At 52.0% G+C, this 22,733-nt stretch carries 16 protein-coding genes; 15 read left to right on the top strand and 1 reads right to left on the bottom strand.

What is annotated here, in order from left to right; genetic code table 11:
- Positions 1-2: 2 nt before the first annotated feature.
- The 15 genes from rfbB to BM193_RS05690 all read left to right on the top strand — a co-directional run bounded on the left by rfbB (position 3) and on the right by BM193_RS05690 (position 21,318).
- Positions 3-1,073, top strand: a complete 1,071-nt coding sequence (gene rfbB, locus BM193_RS05760) for a dTDP-glucose 4,6-dehydratase (RefSeq protein ID WP_092796082.1) — start codon at positions 3-5, stop codon at positions 1,071-1,073.
- The gene (rfbD, locus tag BM193_RS05755) at positions 1,070-1,966 is read left to right on the top strand and encodes a dTDP-4-dehydrorhamnose reductase (RefSeq protein ID WP_092796080.1); all 897 of its coding nucleotides are present in this window, start codon (positions 1,070-1,072) and stop codon (positions 1,964-1,966) included. Before rfbB ends, rfbD begins: the two co-directional genes overlap by 4 nt.
- The gene (gene rfbA, locus BM193_RS05750; RefSeq protein ID WP_254785895.1) at positions 1,966-2,856 is read left to right on the top strand and encodes a glucose-1-phosphate thymidylyltransferase RfbA; all 891 of its coding nucleotides are present in this window, start codon (positions 1,966-1,968) and stop codon (positions 2,854-2,856) included. Before rfbD ends, rfbA begins: the two co-directional genes overlap by 1 nt.
- Positions 2,853-3,398, top strand: coding sequence for a dTDP-4-dehydrorhamnose 3,5-epimerase (rfbC, locus tag BM193_RS05745; protein ID WP_092796078.1), 546 nt, complete (start codon positions 2,853-2,855; stop codon positions 3,396-3,398). Before rfbA ends, rfbC begins: the two co-directional genes overlap by 4 nt.
- A complete protein-coding gene (locus BM193_RS05740) occupies positions 3,395-4,249 on the top strand; it encodes an ABC transporter permease (protein ID WP_092796076.1) in 855 nt (284 codons plus the stop codon). The genes rfbC and BM193_RS05740 overlap by 4 nt, the downstream gene beginning before the upstream one ends.
- Complete coding sequence (locus BM193_RS05735) at positions 4,239-5,585, top strand: ABC transporter ATP-binding protein (RefSeq protein ID WP_092796074.1); 1,347 nt, start codon at positions 4,239-4,241, stop codon at positions 5,583-5,585. The genes BM193_RS05740 and BM193_RS05735 overlap by 11 nt, the downstream gene beginning before the upstream one ends.
- On the top strand, positions 5,582-10,030 hold the full coding sequence (locus tag BM193_RS05730) for a glycosyltransferase (RefSeq protein WP_092796072.1): 4,449 nt from the start codon (positions 5,582-5,584) through the stop codon (positions 10,028-10,030). Before BM193_RS05735 ends, BM193_RS05730 begins: the two co-directional genes overlap by 4 nt.
- 160 nt (positions 10,031-10,190) lie before the next feature.
- On the top strand, positions 10,191-11,621 hold the full coding sequence (locus BM193_RS05725; RefSeq protein ID WP_092796069.1) for a UbiA family prenyltransferase: 1,431 nt from the start codon (positions 10,191-10,193) through the stop codon (positions 11,619-11,621).
- The gene (locus BM193_RS05720) at positions 11,618-12,916 is read left to right on the top strand and encodes an FAD-binding oxidoreductase (RefSeq protein WP_092796067.1); all 1,299 of its coding nucleotides are present in this window, start codon (positions 11,618-11,620) and stop codon (positions 12,914-12,916) included. Before BM193_RS05725 ends, BM193_RS05720 begins: the two co-directional genes overlap by 4 nt.
- Positions 12,917-13,672 carry an SDR family NAD(P)-dependent oxidoreductase gene (locus tag BM193_RS05715; protein WP_092796065.1) on the top strand — a complete coding sequence of 252 codons (756 nt, stop codon included), beginning with the start codon at positions 12,917-12,919 and terminating at the stop codon, positions 13,670-13,672.
- Positions 13,673-13,763: 91 nt separating this feature from the next.
- Positions 13,764-16,289 (top strand): hypothetical protein, encoded by a 2,526-nt coding sequence (locus BM193_RS05710; protein WP_139229959.1) that lies wholly within the window; start codon positions 13,764-13,766, stop codon positions 16,287-16,289.
- Between the two features lie 905 nt (positions 16,290-17,194).
- Positions 17,195-18,142, top strand: a complete 948-nt coding sequence (locus BM193_RS05705) for an NAD-dependent epimerase/dehydratase family protein (protein ID WP_092796060.1) — start codon at positions 17,195-17,197, stop codon at positions 18,140-18,142.
- Positions 18,143-19,432, top strand: coding sequence for an NAD(P)/FAD-dependent oxidoreductase (locus BM193_RS05700; RefSeq protein ID WP_217638431.1), 1,290 nt, complete (start codon positions 18,143-18,145; stop codon positions 19,430-19,432).
- On the top strand, positions 19,429-19,830 hold the full coding sequence (locus BM193_RS05695) for a GtrA family protein (RefSeq protein WP_092796057.1): 402 nt from the start codon (positions 19,429-19,431) through the stop codon (positions 19,828-19,830). The genes BM193_RS05700 and BM193_RS05695 overlap by 4 nt, the downstream gene beginning before the upstream one ends.
- Before the next feature lie 471 nt (positions 19,831-20,301).
- Entirely contained in the window at positions 20,302-21,318 is a 1,017-nt protein-coding gene (locus BM193_RS05690) for an acyltransferase (protein ID WP_092796056.1), read from the top strand.
- Positions 21,319-21,665: 347 nt separating this feature from the next.
- Here BM193_RS05690 and BM193_RS05685 read toward each other — a convergent pair whose 3' ends face one another.
- The gene (locus tag BM193_RS05685; RefSeq protein WP_254785856.1) at positions 21,666-22,568 is read right to left on the bottom strand and encodes a sulfurtransferase; all 903 of its coding nucleotides are present in this window, start codon (positions 22,566-22,568) and stop codon (positions 21,666-21,668) included.
- Positions 22,569-22,733 lie beyond the last annotated feature (165 nt).

The following is a 22,733-nucleotide window of genomic DNA, read 5'->3' as shown; positions in this document are numbered from 1 at the left end:
TCATGAGCATACTTGTAACTGGTGGTGCAGGATTTATTGGGAGTAATTTTGTACTCGATTGGTTGGCGGTATCCGACGAAAAAGTCATTATTCTGGATAGCCTGACCTATGCGGGAAATCTCGGCAATCTGGCTAGCTTGGAAGGAGATGCCCGGCATCATTTCGTTCACGGAGATATCGCTGATGCTGACTTGCTGGCATCGTTGCTTAAGCAATTTGAACCACGTGCAGTCATTAATTTTGCTGCAGAAAGTCATGTTGACCGTTCTATTCTTGGGCCGGGCGAGTTTATCCAGACAAACATTGTTGGCACTTTCCAGTTGCTGGAGGCCGTACGCGCTTTTTGGAGCGCGCTTCCCGCCGCAGAGCAGGCGGCGTTCCGTTTCCTGCACGTATCGACTGATGAAGTGTATGGTTCCCTGAGCGCCGCTGAGCCGGCGTTTACCGAAACGCATCGTTATGAGCCGAATAGCCCTTATTCGGCCAGCAAGGCTGCAAGCGATCACCTCGTGCGTGCATATCACCACACGTATGGACTGCCAGTCCTGACGACCAATTGCTCGAATAACTATGGCCCTTATCATTTTCCAGAGAAGTTGATTCCGCTGATGATAGTCAATGCGCTGGCAGGCAAACATCTGCCGGTGTATGGAGATGGACAACAAATTCGCGATTGGCTGTTTGTGAAAGATCATTGCAGTGCAATTCGCCGAGTGCTCGAGTCCGGTCGCCTGGGCGAGGTGTATAACATCGGTGGTTGGAACGAAAAGCCGAATGTGGAGATCGTGCAGACTATTTGTGCGTTACTCGATAGCCTGCGTCCCCGCGCCGACATGCTTAGTTACAGCGAGCAGATCGTCTACGTTGCAGATCGTCCTGGGCACGACCGCCGTTATGCAATCGATGCTAGCAAGATCGAGAGAGAGCTGGGCTGGAAACCGGCGGAAACCTTTGATAGCGGTATTCGCAAGACAGTTCAGTGGTATCTGGACAACCAGGAATGGGTGTCGAATGTGCAATCCGGTTCGTACCGTGACTGGCTTGAAAAAAATTATGCGGAGCGAAAGGTATGAAAATTCTTTTGTTCGGCATGAATGGGCAGGTCGGCTGGGAGCTACAACGTAGCCTGGCATGTCTTGGGGAGGTAGTTGCGCTCGGTTCCCGAAGTGCGCCACTGTGCGGTGATTTCCTGAACTTGGAAGGCCTGGCCGCAACCATCAGGGCTGTCGCCCCTGATGTGATCGTCAACGCCGCAGCTTATACGGCCGTCGACAAGGCCGAGACCGATAGTGAGGATTGTCGCACCATCAATGGGTTAGCGCCTGCCGTGTTGGCGCGGGAGGCTGCACGCATCGGCGCCTTGCTCATTCATTATTCTACCGATTATGTGTTTGATGGCAGCGGCGAGCAGGCGTGGCGTGAGACGGACGCCGTCAATCCACTCAATGTATATGGCCGCACGAAGCTGGAAGGCGAGCAGGCGATAGCGGCGAGTGCTTGTCAGTATCTGATTTTCCGGACCAGCTGGGTTTATGCCGGGCGGGGTGGTAATTTTGCAAAGACCATGCTGCGTCTCGCCTGTGAGCGCACCACGTTATCGGTCATTGATGATCAGATCGGTGCTCCTACCGGCGCCGATTTACTCGCCGACGTTACTGCGCAAGCGATCGCCCGCTGGCAGGGAGGCGCTCAACTGAGCGGCATCTACCATTTGGCCGCAGCCGGCCAGACATCATGGCATGGATATGCCAGTTTCGTCATTGCGCAGGCGCGCGAGGCCGGCTTGCCCGTGCTGGTCGCCCAGCAGGACATTCAGCCAGTCGCGTCGGCAGCCTTTCCGACCGCTGCCGCGCGCCCCAAGAATTCGCGACTGGATACCCAAAAACTGCAACTCACGTTCGCATTGACGTTACCCACCTGGCAGACGGGTGTTTTGCGCATGCTGACGGAAAATTTTGAGAAATGATCATGATTGAACGTAAAGGTATTATCCTTGCCGGTGGCTCCGGTACCCGCCTGTATCCGGTCACTACGGCGGTATCCAAGCAGTTGCTGCCTATCTACGACAAGCCGATGATTTACTATCCTCTGACAACGCTGATGCTGGCAGGGATACGGGACATTTTGATTATTTCTACGCCACAGGACACGCCGCGTTTTGCGCAATTGCTTGGCGATGGCAGTGCTTGGGGGTTGAACCTGCAATATGCGGTCCAGCCGACGCCGGATGGTTTGGCGCAAGCGTTTATTATTGCGAAAGATTTCCTGGCTGGGGCACCGAGTGCCTTGGTATTAGGCGATAACATCTTCTACGGCCATGATTTACCTGTGCAATTAAAAGCAGCTTCCCAGCGCAGCGATGGGGCCACGGTTTTTGCCTATCACGTACAAGACCCTGAACGTTACGGCGTCGTGGATTTCGATGCGGCGGGCAAGGCCATCAGCCTGGAGGAAAAACCTTCGCAGCCGAAAAGTAATTATGCTGTCACGGGCTTGTATTTCTATGACAATCAAGTAGTCGATATTGCGGCAAGCCTGAAGCCATCGGCGCGGGGCGAGCTGGAAATTACGGACGTAAACCGGATTTATCTGGAAAAAGAGCAATTGAATGTGACTATGATGGGCCGCGGCTTTGCGTGGCTCGATACTGGCACGCACGACAGCCTGTTGGAAGCGAGTAACTTTATCCAGACGATTGAACATCGCCAGGGTCTAAAAGTAGCTTGTCCAGAAGAGATTGCGTATCGCAAGGGCTTTATCAATGCGGAACAACTGTCTCTCCTGGCACAGCCGCTGTTGAAAAATGCTTACGGTCAGTACTTGTTGCGTCTGCTGAAGGAAAGGCCAGTCTCATGAAGCGCATTGATACAGCCATCGATGGGCTGCTGATTATCGAGCCCACAGTGTTCGGCGACGAGCGCGGTTTCTTCTACGAAAGCTTCAACCAACGTCAATTTAATGCATTGACAGGACTGGACGTGGATTTCGTGCAGGACAATCATAGTCGATCCGCCAAAAATGTGTTGCGCGGTTTGCATTATCAGATTCAGTGCCCGCAAGGCAAACTGGTGCGCGTGGTGCAAGGCCGTGTCTTTGATGTCGCTGTCGATATGCGTGCCAGTTCGCCGACGTTTGGCCAGCATGTCGGTGTCGAATTGTCTGCTGAGAACAAGCGCATGTTCTGGATACCAGAAGGTTTCGCACATGGTTTCCTGGTATTGTCCGACAGTGCTGAGTTTTTATATAAAACCACCGACTACTGGGCGCCAGAGTTTGAGCGCAGTCTGCTGTGGAATGATGCACAGGTGGGCATCGTCTGGCCGCTCGATGGTGCGCCCATCCTGTCCGCCAAAGACCAGCAAGGAAAGCTGCTGCGAGATGCGGAGTGCTTTGCATGAGCATCAACGCCAATGTGACCAACCCCCATGCCGAACAGCCTGTTTCCCCTGCCGCCCTCGTATCGAGCTTGTGGCGTAATCGGCGTTTGATCTGGCAATTGACGAAGCGCGATGTCGTCGGCCGCTATCAAGGCTCCGCAATGGGGCTGGCCTGGTCATTTTTCAATCCCGTATTGCTGTTGCTTGTCTATACTTTTGTTTTTTCTGAAATTTTCAAATCGCGCTGGGGCGGCATGAACGGCAGTGAAAGCAAGACTCAGTTTGCCTTGCTCCTGTTTGTGGGCATGATTGTGCTGAACCTGTTCAGTGAAGTGCTGAACCGCGCACCTGGATTGATCTTGTCGAATGTGAATTATGTCAAGAAGGTGGTTTTTCCCATCGAGATCATGCCGATTGTTACGATGGGGGCAACCCTGTTCCACGGCCTTGTCAGTATTTGCGTGCTACTGGCTGCATTTGCCCTGTTTAATGGTTATTTACCATGGACGATCGTTTTTTTGCCAGTGGTTTTGCTGCCCCTTGTGGTGTTGACCACCGGGCTGGCCTGGATACTTGCATCGCTGGGGGTATTTTTGCGCGATGTCGGCCAGACAATTATTATTCTTACTACCTTGATGATGTTTCTTGCTCCCGTTTTTTATCCGGTGACTGCCGTACCTGAAGCATTTCGCGGTTACATCATGGCCAACCCTCTGACTTTCATCATCGAGCAGGCGCGTGACGTATTGATTTGGGGAAAGATGCCAAGCTGGCCAGGTTTGGGCTTGTATATGGCGGTAGCTGTTGTTATTGCTTGGGCAGGTTTTGCCTGGTTTCAAAAAACGAGAAAAGGGTTTGCCGATGTCCTCTGACGATACGATGATCCGCGTCAGCCAGCTGAGCAAGCGCTATGAAATTTATGATACGCCGCGCGACCGCCTGAAACAATTTATCCTGCCACGCCTGCAGCGTGACCGCGGTGTGTCGAAACAGTACTTTCGTGAATTTTGGGCCTTACGTGACATTAATTTCACGGTAAAAAAAGGAGAGACCGTTGGTATCATCGGGCGCAATGGATCGGGTAAGTCGACCTTGCTGCAGATAATTTGCGGTACTTTGTCGCCCACCAGCGGCCAGATCGAGACGCGCGGGCGTATCGCGGCGATGCTTGAACTGGGCTCAGGATTCAATCCGGAATTTACCGGTAGAGAGAACGTCTATCTGAACGCCACCGTGCTGGGCTTGACCGAGCGCGAGATCGACGAGCGCTTCGACCGCATTGCCGCGTTTGCCGATATTGGCGACTTCATGAACCAGCCCATCAAGACGTATTCGAGTGGCATGACGGTGCGTCTGGCATTTGCGGTGCAGTCACAGATCGATCCGGATATCTTGATTGTCGATGAAGCATTGTCGGTCGGTGATGCGAAATTTCAGGCCAAGTGCTTCGAGCGCTTGCGCCAGTTGAAGGATAACGGTACCAGCATTTTGCTGGTGACCCATTCCAGCGAACAGATTGTCACGCACTGCACCAGCGCCATCTTGCTTAACCAAGGAGTGCAGCTGGAGAGTGGCGCGCCCAAGCAAGTGGTCAATCGTTATCTGGATTTGCTCTTTGGCAAAGAAAAGCAGGCCTTGCCGGAAGACAGCGCCGCTGCTGCACGCCAGGCGCCAACGCTGCTCGATACGACCGAGCACGGACTAAGTCACCTTGAGGATGTGTTTGCATCGCGTCCAGGCTACAACCCGCACGAATACCGTTGGGGTGACGGCACGGCCTCCATCCTGGATTTCTATGTGGCGGCAGATGGCGTGCCTTATCCCGCAGTGGTAAGTACGGGGCAGCGTATCAGCTTGTCAGTATCGGTGAAGTTTCATACCAGCTTTTATCGTCCTATCCTGGGTATCACGATCAAAACCAAGGAAGGCGTCACGATTTACGGCGTGAACTCGGAGACGTTGGAGTGCGCTTCCTTCCATGAGGTGGGCCGCGCGGGATCGGTGATACAGGCCGATGCCGCTTTCATTTGCCGGCTGGCGCCGGGCGATTATTTTATTTCGCTGGGTATCGCGTCCAAGGAGGGGGAGGAAGCCGTGCCCCATGACCGCCGCTATGATTCGATACATTTGCAAGTAGGGCCAAATTCTGTGCTGTTTGGCTTGGTCGATCTGGAACTTAATATGATGGCAAAAGAGGTTGTTGCATGAAGGCGTTAGTTGAACGGGCAGGATATGTATTGGATACGGCGCAGCAGGTCTGGCGCGACCCGAACTATGCAGGCATCGCCTACAGCGATGGCGACGAGGTGGAGCAACGCATCGCGCGTGCCATTCGAGAGGTAACTGACGTTTCCGTGTTGTCGACGCAATTGCGTCAGCATTGCATCGATTGGCCATCTGTATATCACTTGAGCGGAACCCGCGCCAACCTGATGCGTCCCTTCGAAAGCACACTACAGGACGCTGATGTGCTCGAGATCGGCGCCGGATGTGGGGCCATCACGCGTTACCTTGGCGAGTCCGGGGCGCGCGTGCTGGCGCTGGAGGGAAGCCCGCGGCGTGCGGCCATCGCCCGTTCGCGTACTCGCGAACTCGATAATGTCACCGTACTCAGTGAAAAGTTCGATCAGTTCAAATGCGAGTACCAGTTCGACGTGATCACCTTGATTGGTGTCCTAGAGTATGCCAATTTGTTCACGGGTGGCGAGCACCCTACCTTGACCATGCTGGCGCGTGTGCGCGCATTGTTGAAACCTGGCGGACAACTGATTATCGCGATAGAAAATCAGCTGGGCTTGAAGTATTTTGCCGGCGCACCGGAGGACCATCTGGGACGACCGATGATTGGCATCGAAGGCCGTTATCGTGATGATCAGCCGCATACATTTGGTCGTCAGGTTCTGACCGATTTGCTCAGGCAGGCTGGTTTTTCCACGGCAGAGTTTCTGGCCCCGTTCCCCGACTACAAGTTACCTGTGTCTATCGTGACCGAATCCGGCTTCGCCGATCCGCAGTTTGATGCTGCGGCCCTGGCCTGGCAGAGCGCCTTGCGTGATCCCCAATTGCCATCGGAGTGTAATTTTTCGCTTGAGCTGGCCTTTCCGCAAATGATCGCCAACGGCCTGGGGATGGATATCAGCAATTCCTTCCTCATCGCTGCCTCGCCTGCACCGCGCGCCAGCGTGGCTGGCGATACGCTGGCATTTCATTATAGTGTCGACCGGATTCCTGCGTATTGCAAGGAAACCCGTTTTGTCCGCGTGGGCGGTGCACCGGTGCAAGTACTGTATCGGCGCCTTGGCAAGACTGAGGACGATGCTCCTGCATCGTCCGAAGTCCGCTTCGCTGTGGCTGCCCAGGATGAATACGCGTTGGGCAAGGTATTTACGCTCGACTTCATCGACATCATTACGCAGGAAGGCTGGTCATATCAGCAGGTCGCCAAGTATCTTCAGGATTATCTTGGCGTACTGGTGCAGGTCGGCGCCTTCGCTACCGGCACCTCGCTGACAACGCATTTGCAGGTGCCGGGACGTTTTTTTGACGTCATTCCTCAAAATATCGTCATTGCCCCGGATGGCCAGCCGATATTGATCGACAAAGAGTGGCAACTTGAACTCCCGATCGAGATTGGCCATTTGTTATTCCGTTCGTTGTTGGCGCTTATTAAGGCGGTGAGCCGTTTTGCGCGCCCTGCGCCGCAGGCGCGAATCAGTCGTAGAGAGTTTATCGACGGTGCATTGTCGGCGGTCGGCCTGACGCTCGACGAGGCTGATTTTGCGCGCTATATTGCTCTTGAGTCGAGTATTCAGCAGACCATCACAGGCCGTCCCGCGAAGCTGTTCAGGGACTGGGAGATGGACAAACTGTTGCCAATGTACACACCAAGTGAACTTGCTGCGGAGCGCGCGGATGAAGTGATTCATCTGCGTTGGGCCATTGGCCAGCGAGAAGCGACTATCAGCGAGTACGCATCGATGCTTGCTCAGCGTGACACCAAGAGTGGCGAACTTGAAGCTGATATCGCGGTACATGCTCAGATGATCCAGGAACGTGATGCGACAATTGTGCAGCACGAGGCAACTATTGTTCATCACGAGGCGACCATTGTGGCGCAGCAGCAGGCTATCGAGGGCCAGCGGCAGGCTATTGAAGGTCAGCAGCAGGCTATCGAGGGTCAGCAGCAACATGTCCTTAACCTCGAGGCGCAGGCGCAACACCTGCGCGCGCGCCTCGAGCAATGTGAGATGTCCCTATCTGACATCATCGCATCACGCTCATGGAAAATGACCAAGCCATACCGCTGGATTGGTCGGGTACTTCGCGGTGATTTCTCCGCTGCAATGGATCCTTTCCGCAAAAGGATGGCGAAGCAGAATGCCACTGTCGCGACTGCGCCCGGCGGTATACCAGCAGCGGGAACGCCGGTGATTGACACCTCGTTAGTGATTCCGCAGCCTATCTCGCCAACGCATAGTGTGTCGGTCATCCTGCCCGTGTATCGCGGTATAGAAATGACGCGGCGCTGTATTGAAGCGGCGATGCCGGCTATTCTGGCGGTTGACAACGCGATGCTGTTGGCAATCAATGACGGTAGTCCTGATGCAGGTATGCAAGCCATGCTCGAGGCGTTGGTCGAAGTATGGCCAGGCCGTTTCGAGGTGCTGCAAAATCCCGCCAACCTTGGCTTCGTCGGAACAGTCAACCGCGGACTTGCACATTTTTCCGGGCAGGATGTGGTACTGCTCAATAGTGATGTCATGGTGCCGCATAACTGGCTGGCTCGCCTTGTCGAGGAGGCATATGCGCGCCCGGACATTGCCACGGTAACGCCATTTTCAAATAATGCAACCATATGCAGCTTTCCGAACTTTCTCGAAGAGAATCCGCAGCCGTTCAATCTTGATGTAAACACCATTGATGCCGTCTTTCGGCAATCGAAGCTGCCCTGTGTCGCTGCCCCCACGGGGATTGGCTTTTGCATGTACATCCGTCGTGCCTGCCTGGATCAGATCGGCTATCTGGATACGGAAAAATTTGGCCGGGGCTATGGCGAAGAAAATGACCTGTGCCAGCGTGCGCTGAAGGCGGGCTGGCTGAACGTCCTGTCGCCAAATATGTACGCCTACCATGAGGGCGGCGTTAGTTTTTCGACGGATAAACAAGCGCTGGTCGATCGGGCCATGGGCGTGCTCGACGCGCTGCATCCGAATTACCACGCCGATGTCCAGATGTTCATCAAGCAGGACCCGTTGCGTGCCGCGCGCGTGCAGCGTTACGTGCAGCTGCTGGCCTCGCTGGCACTGCCCAAGGTGTTGCATGTGTCGCATGCATCGGGCGGCGGGGTAGCTCAACATATCGTGGAACTGACGCAGTACTTCGAGCACAGCATGGCGCATCTTGTTCTGGCGCCGCTGGAAGGAAGTTCCAGCGTGGTTGTCAGCTTGCGGGCTGGGCCGCACGGTGACAAGGTGATGTATGCGATGCCGATGGAGTATCCGGCACTGATTGAACTGTGCAAGGCAATCGGCGTGAGTGCCGTGCACTTCCACCACACTTATCACCTCGATTCGACATTGCTGGGCCTGCCGACGGATCTACAGGTACCCTCCCTGATCACCGCCCATGATTATTACTGGCTTAATGCGAACCCGACCTTGACCGAGGAAAATGGGTGCTATCCGGGATATTTTTCCGCGATGCAGAATAACCCCCTCTATCCATTGCCACCAGGTATCAGTGTTGATGAATGGCAGCAGCGTTTTCGGCCATTGATTGAAAATGCGGACTGCCTTATTTTCCCCTGTAATCCGACCAAGGAGTTGTTTGCCAGTGTCTATCAGTTAAATAATGCCGTTGTCGCACCGCATATTGAAGCGTCGCTCGATGTTAATCGGGCGCCGCGCAATATCGAACGGAAATCGCATCATGTTATTGGTGTCCTGGGAGCGGTTGGGCGGGAAAAGGGCGCGGATGTATTGGAAGAGCTGGCGGAGCTGGCGCAGGGCGAGGGCGCGCAGGTCTCGTTCAAATTGATCGGCTACTCCTACCGGTTGTTGAAGGTATTGGAAACCACTGGACCTTACGCTGTGGCGGACTTGCGGGAACTGATCGCGCAGCAACAGATTGATGTGCTTTTTTTCCCGGCACAATGGCCTGAAACCTATAGCTACACGTTGAGCCATGCGCTGGATTCGGGCTTGCCGATTATTGCACCTGATTTGGGCGCCTTCCGCGAGCGTTTATCCGGCCGTGCCAATACCATGCTGTTCGATCACCTGCAGCCAACGACACAGCTGCTATCGCAGATCTATCATTTCGTTGAGGAATTACCCAACGGTGCGATGGTTGCACCCGTATATGACGGGGGAACGATCAAGGCGGACTTCTACATTCAGGATTATCCTCAATTAGTGGCACGCGCCATGAAAACGCCGCACTCTGGCCAGAAAAGGGATTTCCAGATTGATCCACAGAAAATTGTCAGCGGTGTCGAATCGTCGCATGGCTGGCGTGAAGCGCTGCTGAGGGTGTTATGGCGTCTGTACATGAATCCATCGCTGCGCCGTATCAACGCCATGATCCCCTACGCGGTTCGGCGCGGTATCAAACGGTCACTGAGCCGCAGCCCCATGCACAACATTAACAAATAACATAAGCTTCGGTATGACGTAGTTGTTTTCGAATACGTCATGGCTGCAGGGTTTTTTGAGTAATTTTATTTATGTTTGAAGTTAAAATTAGAAAATATATGTTTAACTCTTTAAGAGAAATTTCTCCCAGTTTAGTTCTGGCAAGCGCCGGGAGTATATTTTGACGTCACCCCCTCTGGTTGTCGATCTTGATGGCACCCTGATCTTAACGGACATGCTCCATGAATCTGCATTGCAGACATTTCGGGATAAACCCTTGGATTCGCTGTATATGCCGTATTGGCTATATAAGGGAAAAGCCATATTGAAGCAGCAACTGGCACGTCGTGCCAAGTTCGATGTGAATGCCATTCCCTATAATTTACCGTTACTGGACTGGCTAAAGCAGCAAAAGGCCGCTGGCCGTCGATTGATATTGTGTACAGCGTCAGACCGCTCCTTTGCCACGGCGATTGCAAACCATCTCGGTATTTTTGATGAGGTAATGGCGAGCAATGGTGGTGATAATTTGGCTGGGCGAAATAAGGCCGCAGCGCTGGAGCTACGCTTCGGCCGTGCCGGATTCGACTATGCTGGCAATTCCAGCGCGGATCTTGCCGTATGGGCTCGCGCGCGTCGCGCTGTCGTGGTTAACGCCTCAGCCCAGCTGGCCGGAAAAGCTGCCGCCCAGTGTGAGGTGGAGCGTGAATTTCCACCAGCTGAACGAGGGTTCTCGGTATGGCGCCGGGTATTGCGTGTGCACCAATGGATGAAGAACCTATTGCTGTTTGTTCCACTTTTTGCCGCGCACGAGATTTCCGACCTCGATACCTGGGTAGCGTTGCTGTTCGCCTTCGTTGCATTTAGTTTATGTGCTTCGACCGTCTACATTGCCAATGACTTGCTGGATCTTGAAAGCGACCGTGAGCACCCTCGCAAATGTAAGCGCCCGTTCGCGGCAGGTAGTGTGCCGGTCTGGATGGGGGTGTTGCTAGCGCCGCTGCTATTGTCAGCGAGCGTCGTCCTGGCCAGTTTTGTCGGCAAGGCATTTCTCACCTGGTTATTCGTCTACTTTGTGCTGACCTGTCTGTACTCGTTCGGTCTGAAAAGATTGATATTGGTAGATTGCCTGACTCTCGCCGTGCTGTACACCTTGCGCATCATCGCGGGTGCCGCCGCCGCTGGCCATGTTCTCTCCTTCTGGTTGCTGGCGTTCTCGGTATTCCTGTTCCTGTCGCTTGCATTCGTGAAGCGTTATGCTGAACTGCAGGGACAAATGTTGAGTGGCAAAACGAAGGTCCATGGACGTGGGTACTTTACCTCTGACGCGCCGCTGGTACAGACATTGGGTATCGCCTCTGGTTATGCTGCCACTGTCGTACTGGCACTGTACCTGAATAGCGATGCCGTGCTTGTGTTATACCGTTTGCCAGAAGCGGTTTGGGGCGCGGTGCCAGTTATGCTGTTCTGGGTGAGTTGGGTGTGGATCAAGGCACATCGCGGTGAAATGCACGATGATCCTCTCGTTTTTGCGCTGAAGGATAAGGCGAGTCTGCTTGCCGGCCTGATTTTTGCGATTATCATGGGAATCGGCACGGTGGGCTTACCATGATCGATGTGTCCTCATGGGGCCGTCTCGAGCGTTCAGCGCATCGGGTCGTACCACTCATGGCGCCAAGCGATGTGCCGCGGCAGATCGCGGCTTCCCGGCCGGGTCTTGCCCATGGCATGGGACGAAGTTATGGCGATGTTTGCCTGAATCCAGGCGGCTTGCTTTGGCAGACTACCGGACTGAATCATTTTGTATCTTTCGATGAGCATAACGGCCGGCTAGTCTGTGAAGCAGGTGTCCTGTTGCGTGATATTCAGCGCATGAGCGTACCGCGAGGGTGGATGTTACCCGTCACACCCGGTACGCAAATGGTGACGGTCGGCGGTGCGATTGCCAATGACGTGCATGGAAAGAACCACCATGCAACGGGCTCGTTTGGCGATCACGTACTGACACTGCAATTGGCGCGTACCGATGGCACGGTACTCTCTTGCAGTGCGGCACTGAATCCTGAATGGTTTGCCGCCACCGTTGGCGGTCTTGGCCTGACCGGCATTATCGTTACGGTTGAATTGCAGTTGCGTCGTGTCGCCGGGCCTTGGATGGCGACGGAAACCGTGCCTTATGCGAATATCGAGCAGTTTTTCGAATTGGCAGACTCTTCTGAAGCGGCGTGGGAGCATACGGTTTCCTGGATTGATTGCATGTCGGGTGGCGGGGGGCGAGGTATTTTTATGCGTGGCAATCCGAGCTCGCTGATTGAGCGGCCGCCACCGCGTACACGTGAACGGAAAATGCCGTTTGTACCGCCCATTTCACTGGTTAACCAGCTGTCGTTACCAATTTTCAACACCGCTTACTTCCATTTGAATAAATGGCGCGCAGGCCGGGGACTCAGCCATTACGAGGCTTTCAACTATCCCCTGGATAATCTGCTTGAGTGGAATCGCATGTATGGACCACGTGGCTTTTATCAGTATCAGAGTGTTGTACCGCGTAGCGTTGGCCAGGATGCCATCTCTGCCATGTTGAAGGCGATTGCCAATGCCGGTGACGGTTCGTTCCTCGCCGTGCTGAAAACCTTCGGCGAACGTCAGGCGGTTGGCATGCTGAGTTTTCCCCAGCCTGGCGTGACGCTGGCGCTGGACTTTCCCAATCATGGTGCGCGCACGCTCAAGCTGTTTGAAAGGCTCGACGCGATTGTCCGTGAGGCTGGTGGCCGACTTTACATGGCCAAGGATGCGCGCATGCCACGGGATCTGTTCGAAGCCGGCTATCCACGCCTCAATGAATTCTTACCTTTCCGCGACGCTGGCATTAGCTCGGCAATGTCGCGACGCCTCATGGGAAACTAAATGTCTGACCAAATAAAAAAAATTGTTATTGTTGGTGCCACGTCCTCCATGGCAGAACATTGTGCCCGATTGTGGCTAAAAGAGGCGCTGTGCGATGTGACGCTGCTGGGACGCAGCCTCGAAAAGACCGAGCGTGTTGCCGCTGATTTACGTGTTCGCAGTCCGCGCGCGCAGGTACACGCATTGCAAGCTGATTTCGCCGATCCTTTGGCGATTGCTCGCCAGGTTGATGCGATTTGTGCCGAGGCACCTGTCGACGTGGTGCTCATCGCCCATGGTTCATTGCCTGACCAAGTTGCCTGTCAGCAGCATCTGGATGCCAATCAGGAGGCGCTCATGGTTAATGGAGTTTCCCCAGTCCTGTTTGCTGAGGCGTTTGTACGGCACATGGAGAAGGCCGATCGTGGCACTTTGGGGCTGATCGGTTCGGTTGCCGGCGATCGTGGTCGCAAGTCCAACTATGTGTACGGCGCCGCAAAAGGACTGGTGACCCGCTACGCTCAAGGTTTGCAACATCGGCTCGCAGGTAGTGCTGTCAAAATTGTACTGATTAAGCCAGGGCCAACAGATACGCCGATGACGGCGCATTTAAAACAGGATGGGGGCAAACTGGCCAGCGTCGAACAGGTGGCGCAGCAAATTGTCAGTGGCATGAGGCAGGGTAAGCCTGTTGTTTATACCCCTGGAAAATGGGCTTTAATCATGATGATTATCCGTCATCTACCTCAGTTTGTTTTTAATAAAATGGATATCTAGTGTTATGCCGATGGAATTTGACGTAGATCGTGTGGATAGTAAATCAGGAAGCCGACCACCTTTATCGAAGATATCAGAATATGGTAGCAAGATGGATAAGGGTATATTCAAAGGTGATAATGGTTTTTTGATGATATTCAGGGCGCTGGCACTGTTTGTTGTTGGTGCATCGGCAATTGCTGGTTATTTGTCCTATTCTCCTGTTCCATTCTGGGATATGTGGACAGGTACCCTGGAATTTTTCATGCGGGCGCAGTCCGGTGATGTAGGAATATGGTGGAGCCAGCATAATGAGCATCGTATTTTACTTTCGCGTATTTTCTTTTGGGCTGACTATGCGTGGTTCGGCGGTGTCAGTATCTTTCTGATTTGTGTCAATTATTCATTGATTGGTGCTACGGCGTTACTATTCTATCGCTTGGTACATAAATGTGCGGGCACAGAGCTAACTGGAAAAGAAGAACAGGTATTGGGTCTGTTCCTGGTAGCCTGGATATTTCAATGGATCCAATTTGACAACATGATCTGGGGCTTCCAGAGCCAGTTTATTATGGCTCAATTGCTCCCACTGTGTGGCCTTTACTGGCTTGCGAAAGCGGCGCAACCAACGCCGCAATCGAGCCGTCATTTTGTGATTGGCTGCTGTTTCGGCATTGCGTCTCTTGGCACAATGGCGAACGGTGTGCTGGCACTGCCCTTCATGGCGGTCTACGCCATCTTGGCCCGTCAAGGAATCCGAAGAATCATCACGTTGGTAGTTTTGGCAGCAGGTGGTATTTATTTGTATTTCCATAACTACCACGCAGTAGGTAAACATGGTGTATTGATGTCTGCCCTGAAAGGCGATCCGCTCGGATTTTTGGAATACGTTCTATTCTATCTGGGTAGTCCATTTTATTATATTTTTGGCAAGGGATCTGCTGGCAAATTGCTCGCGGCGTTCATGGCGCTGGTTCTGATAATTGCTTGCCTACGGCGACTGTATGTTGCCGTTGCACGGCCGCGCGAGCATACCTTTGAGCTAGCTATGTTGCTGTTCATTGCCTACATCGGTGGTACGGCATTTGGAACGGCTGGCGGGCGCCTGTTTTTAGGTACTGAGCAGGCGTTGACCAGCCGCTATACCACACCAGCTTTGATGGCCTGGGCGGCCTTCATTATTCTGTATTATCGGCCGCTATTGGACGGACTGAGGGGTAAAGAGAAGCGCTTGTTGATTCCATTGTATATACTCTCGGCGCTGATTGTAGTAAGGGAAATGGCGGTATTCCGTCCAGATACCAGAATGTATTTTGAACGCGATGTGTCGGCTTTGGCAATGGAGCTCGGTATCAAGGATACACAGCAAATCGGCTTTGTTTTTTATAATGCTGAGCAAGGCATCCAACTAGCTACGCAGGCGAAGGCAATGAAGTTGTCCGTGTTTGGTGCAGAGCCATTGCTGGGATTGCGCGAGAAAGTGGGGGGCAGCATGCCTGCAATTGCGCCACTGGCGTGTCAGGGCGCGATTAATATTGCAGAGCGGCTGCCGGAGGATCCGCGATATTTACGTATTCAAGGCTGGCTGGCGGGCCCTATGGTTGCACATGAAGGCGGCGCTCTCTATTTTCTGGATGGCGACAAGCGAGTAGCAGGCGCGGCCCTGAGTGGCTTGCCCGGTGTCCCGCTTGCCGCGCTCGGCGACGTTCCAGAGGGCGTAAAGCCAGTCGGCTTCAAGGGATATGTTCTGGCATCGCAAAATGGCCAAACACTAAGCGTGCGCAACAAGGACGCCGAGTGTAGCTTGCAATTGCAAGTGCCACCTGTCGTGTTTCATCCGCAGCCCATGCGGCCGGAACCAGGCCATGCGACAATCGACAGTTCGCAGGTCCTGCCAGGAAATGCATGGACAGCGTCCGATTTTGAACGTACCAGCATTCCCGGCATGGTCGTACTGGGCAGTTTTATCCGGGGGGACGTAGATACGGGGACGATCTCGTTGCGCGTCAAACATGGCGATCGTATCTTTTATCGTTCCGGTCCCACGCAGGGAGCGCAAACACTCCAGGTGCTTGAGAGTAAATTGCCGGTGGTGATGCTACCCGTGGCACATGAATGGTCATTGATCGATCTTTCAGATGATTTTTTCCCGCAGGGTGAATTTGTCATCACGTTATCGGACAAGGGAAGCAATTGGGGAGAGTGGTCTGCCATTGCGATCAATGCGCCGGCATCGCAATTGGAGCTCACTACCATGGAGCCATCCCTGGCCAAAACTAGTATCCGCGCTCAGGACGTGTTGTCGGACAATGCATGGACGGGAAGTGACTTTGAAAAAACTACTTTGAGTGGCATGCAGATATTTGGAAGCGTGATTCATGGCGATGCCGATATTGGCAGTATTTCTCTGCGCGTAAAGCGCGGCGACACGCTCTTTTATCGGTCCGGTCCCACCGGTGGTCATCAGGTGGTGGAAATTGCCGGCGTGGTTCCAGTGCAGCAGGTCTTGCCGGTGTCCTTGCAATGGTCGAGGCTAAGATTTTCTGGGGAGCATATTCCCGAAGATGGAGTAATGGTTAAATTCTCGGATCAAGGAAGTGCTTGGGGGGAGTGGTCTGCGATTGCATTAAGAAAGTAGAATAATCTACAATCAAGGTTTTTTAACTTGGCGGTAACTGCTCAGGTGATACTTGGGTAAGTGCTTGAAAGTGCCAAAATGGCAATTTCAAGCAAGGGAAGTATAAATTTGAGCGTATCGAGTTCCGTATCAGCAGGCAAGGTAACAAAGCGCAGACAACAGGCTGATTCTCGTAGTCGGATCTATTCCATGTCTGTGCTAGTCATCGCCTGCTGTTGGCGTTCCTCGGTTTCACTCCGTGGACAGCGCCGCCTGGGCTGATCAGTAATATGGATGAGCAACTACCGTCGGGTGTCCATATGGGAAAGGTCGAAAGAAACGACTTGAATATGGACTGGGCCAAGGTCTGACCGCATGTTGCAACGATATTTGGCGCCTTTCACTATAACTTTTTTGGTTATGCTCGGCGCCAAGCTGCTGATTCATGCCGTGGACGAAAGTGCACATCTACTGCAGTTGCGCCAGTTGAATGGGTATTTCTTTTTCATGATATTCCTCGCATTTTTCTGCAGTTGCATACTGTGAAGATCAGGGGATAGGTCGGGGCGTATTTTGCCGTCGATTGCGAAAAGACTGATAGCCCAGGCAGGCAGTACTGAGAGCTTGGCCGCGATTGCTTTTGTGATCGTTACCCTAATTCCGGTAATGCATATAGTGTTGGGTTGGCATACATCATGCCTCCCTATCCAGCGCGCTATATATCTAACCGTGGTTTGATCTGGTTCTGATTGAAATGGCAAGATGCTTTCACACTCTGTTATTCCATATCAGGCTGGATACCAATTTTATGGATTGTTCGCTGCCTACATGGCGCGATGACAATCCTGTTGCGCCGTGCATGTTGGTGCAAGACATGCACGCAGTGCAGTTCGAATAGTAATGCAACAGCCTTTTGTGGATAAATTATGACTTTAAAGAATCAAAAAATTGTTTTACCAGGGGGCGCCGGACTGGTGGGGCAAAATCTGGTGGCACGTCTCAAGGATAAGGGCTATACGAATATCGTCGTACTCGACAAGCATCGTACCAACCTGGCTATCCTGCAACAGGTGCAGCCGGACGTCGAGTGTGTCTACGCGGATCTTGCGGAGCCGGGTGAATGGCAGCAGCATTTCCAGGATGCCGACGTGGTCGTCATGTTGCAGGCCCAGATCGGCGGCATTGATTATCAGGATTTCCAACGTAATAATATTGATGCAAGCGGCTTGATACTGGAATTAATCAAGTCTGCCAAAAAGCAACCGTATTTGGTACATATCAGTTCGTCGGTGGTGGAATCGGTGGCTGATGATTTCTACACGCGCAGTAAAATTGAGCAAGAGCAGTTGGTGCTCGCCAGTGGCATTGCCTGTCCTATTTTGCGTCCGACCTTGATGTTTGGCTGGTTTGACCGCAAGCATCTCGGCTGGCTGTCCCGCTTCATGAAAAAGGTACCAGTATTTCCCATTCCCGGGCACGGCCGCTACATGCGTCAGCCGCTGTATGTCGGAGATTTCTCGAGCATCATTATCAGTTGTATCGAAAATCGCGTGACTGATGGCATTTACAATATTTCAGGTCATGAAAAGATCGACTACATCGATATCATTCGCATCATCAAACGTGCAACTGATGCAAAGACAGCTATCGTCAAAATTCCGTACGGCCTGTTTTATGCTCTGATCGCCACGTGGTCCATGTTTGACAAGAATCCACCGTTTACCACGCAGCAACTGAAGGCATTGAGTGCAAAAGATGAATTCGAAGTGATCGACTGGCCTGGAAAATTCGGCGTGCCGTATACGACGTTTGCAAATGCGATCGATGAGACATTCAACGACCCTCGTTATAACAAAGTCATTCTGGAGTTCTAAATAATGGGTCAACGAATTGCAGTACTGGGAGCAGGTCCCATGGGGTTGGCGGTAGCGTATCAACTGGCCCGCGATGGTCATATACCCGTCGTCTTTGAGGCTGATGACCGGGTGGGTGGCATGACCGCTGCCTTTGATTTTTCAGGCTTGTCGATCGAACGATACTATCACTTTCATGCTATTTCAGACCATGCTTTCTTGACCGTGTTGGACGAGTTGCATCTGGCCGACAAGATGCACTGGGTGCCAACCAAAATGGGTTATTGGTATCAGAACCAATTACAGGACTGGGGAAATCCAGTGGCACTGCTGAAATTTAAAGGTCTGGGACTGGCCGCCAAATTCCGCTATGGTTTGCATGCGTTCATCTCGACCAAGCGTGATGACTGGAAGCCGCTAGACCACGTTGATGCGGTCACCTGGATCAAGCGCTGGGTAGGCAAGGAGGCATACGAAGTATTGTGGCGCCGCTTGTTTGATTACAAGTTTTATGATTTCACAGAGAATCTGTCTGCGGCGTGGATCTGGAGCCGTATTCGCCGTATTGGCCGATCTCGCTATAGCCTGTTCAAGGAAAAACTGGGTTATCTCGATGGTGGTTCGGATACCTTGTTGCAAGCGATGCATAGCGATATTGAGAAGCATGGCGGTATTATCCGATTGAGTTCTCCGGTAAGTAAAGTAGTAATTGAGAAGAATATCGTCTGCGGTGTCGAAGTCGGCGGGCAGTTTGAGAAGTTTGACAAGGTTATCAGCACGATTCCGCTGCCATTTGTGCCGCGTATCATGCCTGATTTACCGGCTGAAGTATTGGGGAAGTTCCGCGCGCTGAATAACATCGCTGTAGTATGCGTGATTGTAAAACTGCGCCAGAAATTGACGGACAATTTTTGGCTCAACACCAATGACCCAGAGATGGATATTCCCGGTCTGGTGGAATATTCCAACCTGCGGCCACTGGATCAACATATCGTGTACGTACCATTTTACATGCCTGGCGAGCATCCCAAATATGCCGAACCCGATCAGGCTTTTCTTGATAAGGTACGGAGCTACTTCAAGAAGATAAATCCCGCGCTGTGTGATGAAGATTTTATCGATATGCGTGCTAGCCGTTATCGTTATGCGCAGCCAATTTGTGAGCCCGGCTATCTTGAGCGTCTTCCGCCTGTTTCCTTGCCGGTACAGGGGCTGTGGGTTGCCGATACCTCCTATTATTATCCAGAAGATCGCGGCATTTCTGAGAGTATCGGCTTTGGGCGTCAGATGGCCAAGGATGCCTGCGTATGATGAAGGTGTTTGCATCGCGCCAGTTTATTTTATTCCTGGTAACGGGTGGTATGGCAGCGGTAGTTAATTTTGGTTCCAGAATTATTTATAATCAGTGGATGTCATTCTCTACCGCAGTGATTCTTTCCTACATCACTGGCATGATTACAGCTTATGTGTTGGCGCGTCTTTTTGTTTTCAAGGAAAGCCAACAGGCCGTGCATCGTTCCATGTTATTTTTCATTCTTGTCAATGCAGTGGCAATACTGCAGACTTGGGGTATCAGTCTGTTCTTGTTGTTTTACGTATTTCCTGCAATGAAAATATCAGCATATTCGAAAGAATTTGCTCATGCAATTGGCGTATTGGTTCCTGTATTTACCAGCTATGTTGGCCACAAACGGTGGAGCTTCAAATAGAAAGAAGAGATGGCGTGCAAGTGTTTTTGCGCCTGCATATCTAAATTGCGAAGCATATTCATGATTAAATGGCAGGATATGTTCTTAGTTGGGAAATTTTTATATGTAAAGTCATTATTTATTTTTAAATTAATTTAGAATAGTCAACTTTTAATATTATTGCTAAATCAACCCGGTGAATTGAAAGTTAATGTTCGATAAAAAGCGCACATTGATTTTGCCATTGTTGTTGATTTTTAATATCTGCTGCTTTGGCAATGGGGGGTACTAATATTTTTCGTGTTGATATTCTCCCATTTTTTGTTTGTTATGGGTGTGTAATGATAAATGAATGGTGTGCTTTTTTTTATGAAGGATAAATAATTTCCTACAATCGGCTGGCATTTTTTTGTTTGGCTCGTCATACAGCTGTCCGGACAGCAACTCTTCACTATAGCAGCGAATTGATCAGCGATTTCTGAAAGAACTAATATGAAAATGGATAGGCGAAACTCATGGGTGAGAGTAATTGCCTGCTTTATGGTAGTTCTTCTTCATGTTTCATCACAGAATTTTTCTTCATTTGGAGATAAGTGGTGGGCAGCTAACTTCTTTGATTCTTTTAGTCGGGCATGTGTTCCTCTCTTTTTAATGATTAGCGGAGAAGCACTGTTGAAAAAGGACGAGGCGTTAAGCGTATTTTTCAAGAAGCGTTGCGTTAGAATACTACCTCCTCTCATATTTTGGTCATGCTTCTATTTGGCTTGGTTGGCTTACAACGGAGTAGATGTGGGTAACTGGATTATAAAAATTGCTCAAGGTCCAGTTATGTATCATCTTTGGTACTTCTACGTATTGATTGGCTTGTATGCGACAGTTCCGGTATTGAGGAAGTTTTTTTTAAATAGTACAAAAAGTGAACAAGTGGCAATAATTGCAATTTGGGTGCTTGTGGCTTCCATTTATCCACAATTCGCCGAGGTATATAATTCAATTTTCGGTGGAGGTGAAATTTTATCCGATAAATTGAATTCTACTTATTCCTTGGTATATTTTTCGGGATATATTGGATATTTTCTTCTCGGTGCTTACGTGGGTAATTCTGAGAAAAATAACTTTAAAGTTGGATTTTTAATATTTTTTATTTCATCTTTTTTGACGATGTGTTTTACTTATGTCATGTCAATTAAGACTGGGAAACCAACTGAGTTGCTTTTTGGTTATCTTTCTCCATTTGTGCTCGCCGCGGCATATGGCTTGTTTTCCATGTTGATGGCATTAAAGAAAGAGGCGCCATCAAAAATTCTCTCTGCAATATCTGATTGTTCGTTGGGAATTTATTGTCTTCATGTGTTGATGATTGACCGGTTTTCCGCTGCCCTTGGTATATCTGTGAAATTTGGTAATCCTTGGATAGCACCGTTAGTGGTGTCCGGGTTGGTGTTTATTGCTTCTCTTGCCATCATTTTTGTTTGTAGAAAAGTGAAGTTTTGTCGTTATGTGACGTGATGTTCTTTAACTGATCTTGATTGATAAATTGGCCACGGATTGAGCGATGCGGTGAGGAAAAACGCCATGGCCTCACTGTTTGCAGGATGGGATAAGTTCAAGGTGGAATGGTGCGCTGATGGCAGCCGAGGGATGGTATTTTGTGACTTGCACGAGCATCCGCAGCTTGTTTTACTTGTGCTTGTCGGAGTCGCGTTACGATCCAGGCGAGGGAGGCAGAGGTGTTACATTATCCTGGCGCGGCAACTTTGCGTATCTGCCCATTATGCGCAGTGGCGTGGCTCTCTCAGCGTTGTCATGCGCATGACGTCAGATGCGCATGACCAACGTGGAGGACACAGCGAGAATTACTTCTTGTTGTAGCAATGCGGACAAGACACCTCATACACGTATTCCGGCGCCAGCTGCTGGCGCGGCGTGACGACGGCGCGGCAGACGAAGCATTGCACGGTTTCCGTCGGTTCCAGTTTCGGGTTCAGGGCCGTGCGGTAGTCGAAGACGAAGCAGTCGCCCGTGTAGTGCTCGCCGCCCACTTCCTCGAAATACTTCAGGATGCCGCCGTCGAGCTGGTACACGCTGTCGTAGCCGATTTCCTTCATGTGGATGGCGGCCTTTTCGCAGCGGATGCCGCCCGTGCAGAAAGTGACGACGGTCTTGCCTTCCAGCTCGTCCTTGTGGGCGGCGGCCACGGCGGGAAATTCCGTAAACTTGTCGATACGGTAATCGAGCGTGTTATTGAACGTGCCCACGTCCACTTCAAAGGCGTTGCGCGTTTCCATCATGACCACGGGCTTGCCCGCGTCGTCGACGCCGGCATCTAACCAGCGCTTGAGCGTGTGCGCATCGACGGACGGGGCGCGGCCCAGTTCCGGCTTGATCAGCGGCATGCGCATGGTGATGATTTCTTTTTTCAGCTTGACCAGCATGCGCTTGTGCGATTGCTCATTCGACAAGCTTTCTTTCCACTCCAGATCGGCCAGACGTTCGTCGCTGCGTACCCAGGCGAGGAAGCTGTCGATATGCGCGCGCGTGCCCGACAGGAACATGTTGATGCCTTCCGGCGTCAGCAGGATCGTGCCCTTCAGGCCCAGCGCCAGGCATTGCTCCTGATACAGCGGGCGCATGGCTTCCGTATCGTCCAGCGTAATGAATTTATACGCTGCAATATTGACAAACGTGGCGGCGGGCGTGGCGGCCAGCGGGCTGGCGGCGGCGGAAACGGACGGTGTTGCTGGGGTGATGGCTTGCATGATGGCGATCGGCGTAGACTGAACAGCCGATATTATAAGCCCGGCGGGCCGGGCGGGATACCCGGTGGCGCTCCTGGTGCCATCCCCGCCGGTCGTGCGCGGCAGGAATTTCTTGCCTGCAACCGGGGGCCGCGTCGCCGGTCCGGGGCCGCGACGCGGTAGAAT

The sequence above is a fragment of the Janthinobacterium sp. 344 genome, assembly GCF_900112025.1.
Taxonomy (GTDB): Bacteria; Pseudomonadota; Gammaproteobacteria; order Burkholderiales; family Burkholderiaceae_D; genus Janthinobacterium.
The sequence above is the reverse complement of the archived record's forward strand: the minus strand, read 5'-3'. Positions and strand labels throughout refer to the sequence as shown.

Coding starts and splice junctions, on each gene's coding strand:
- rfbD (WP_092796080.1), top strand. CDS start 1,070: ATGAAAATTCTTTTGTTCGGCATGAATGGGCAGGTCGGCTGGGAGCTA.
- BM193_RS05740 (WP_092796076.1), top strand. CDS start 3,395: ATGAGCATCAACGCCAATGTGACCAACCCCCATGCCGAACAGCCTGTT.
- BM193_RS05720 (WP_092796067.1), top strand. CDS start 11,618: ATGATCGATGTGTCCTCATGGGGCCGTCTCGAGCGTTCAGCGCATCGG.
- BM193_RS05715 (WP_092796065.1), top strand. CDS start 12,917: ATGTCTGACCAAATAAAAAAAATTGTTATTGTTGGTGCCACGTCCTCC.
- rfbC (WP_092796078.1), top strand. CDS start 2,853: ATGAAGCGCATTGATACAGCCATCGATGGGCTGCTGATTATCGAGCCC.
- BM193_RS05695 (WP_092796057.1), top strand. CDS start 19,429: ATGATGAAGGTGTTTGCATCGCGCCAGTTTATTTTATTCCTGGTAACG.
- BM193_RS05735 (WP_092796074.1), top strand. CDS start 4,239: ATGTCCTCTGACGATACGATGATCCGCGTCAGCCAGCTGAGCAAGCGC.
- BM193_RS05710 (WP_139229959.1), top strand. CDS start 13,764: ATGGATAAGGGTATATTCAAAGGTGATAATGGTTTTTTGATGATATTC.
- BM193_RS05685 (WP_254785856.1), bottom strand. CDS start 22,568: ATGCAAGCCATCACCCCAGCAACACCGTCCGTTTCCGCCGCCGCCAGC.
- rfbB (WP_092796082.1), top strand. CDS start 3: ATGAGCATACTTGTAACTGGTGGTGCAGGATTTATTGGGAGTAATTTT.
- BM193_RS05730 (WP_092796072.1), top strand. CDS start 5,582: ATGAAGGCGTTAGTTGAACGGGCAGGATATGTATTGGATACGGCGCAG.
- BM193_RS05705 (WP_092796060.1), top strand. CDS start 17,195: ATGACTTTAAAGAATCAAAAAATTGTTTTACCAGGGGGCGCCGGACTG.
- BM193_RS05690 (WP_092796056.1), top strand. CDS start 20,302: ATGAAAATGGATAGGCGAAACTCATGGGTGAGAGTAATTGCCTGCTTT.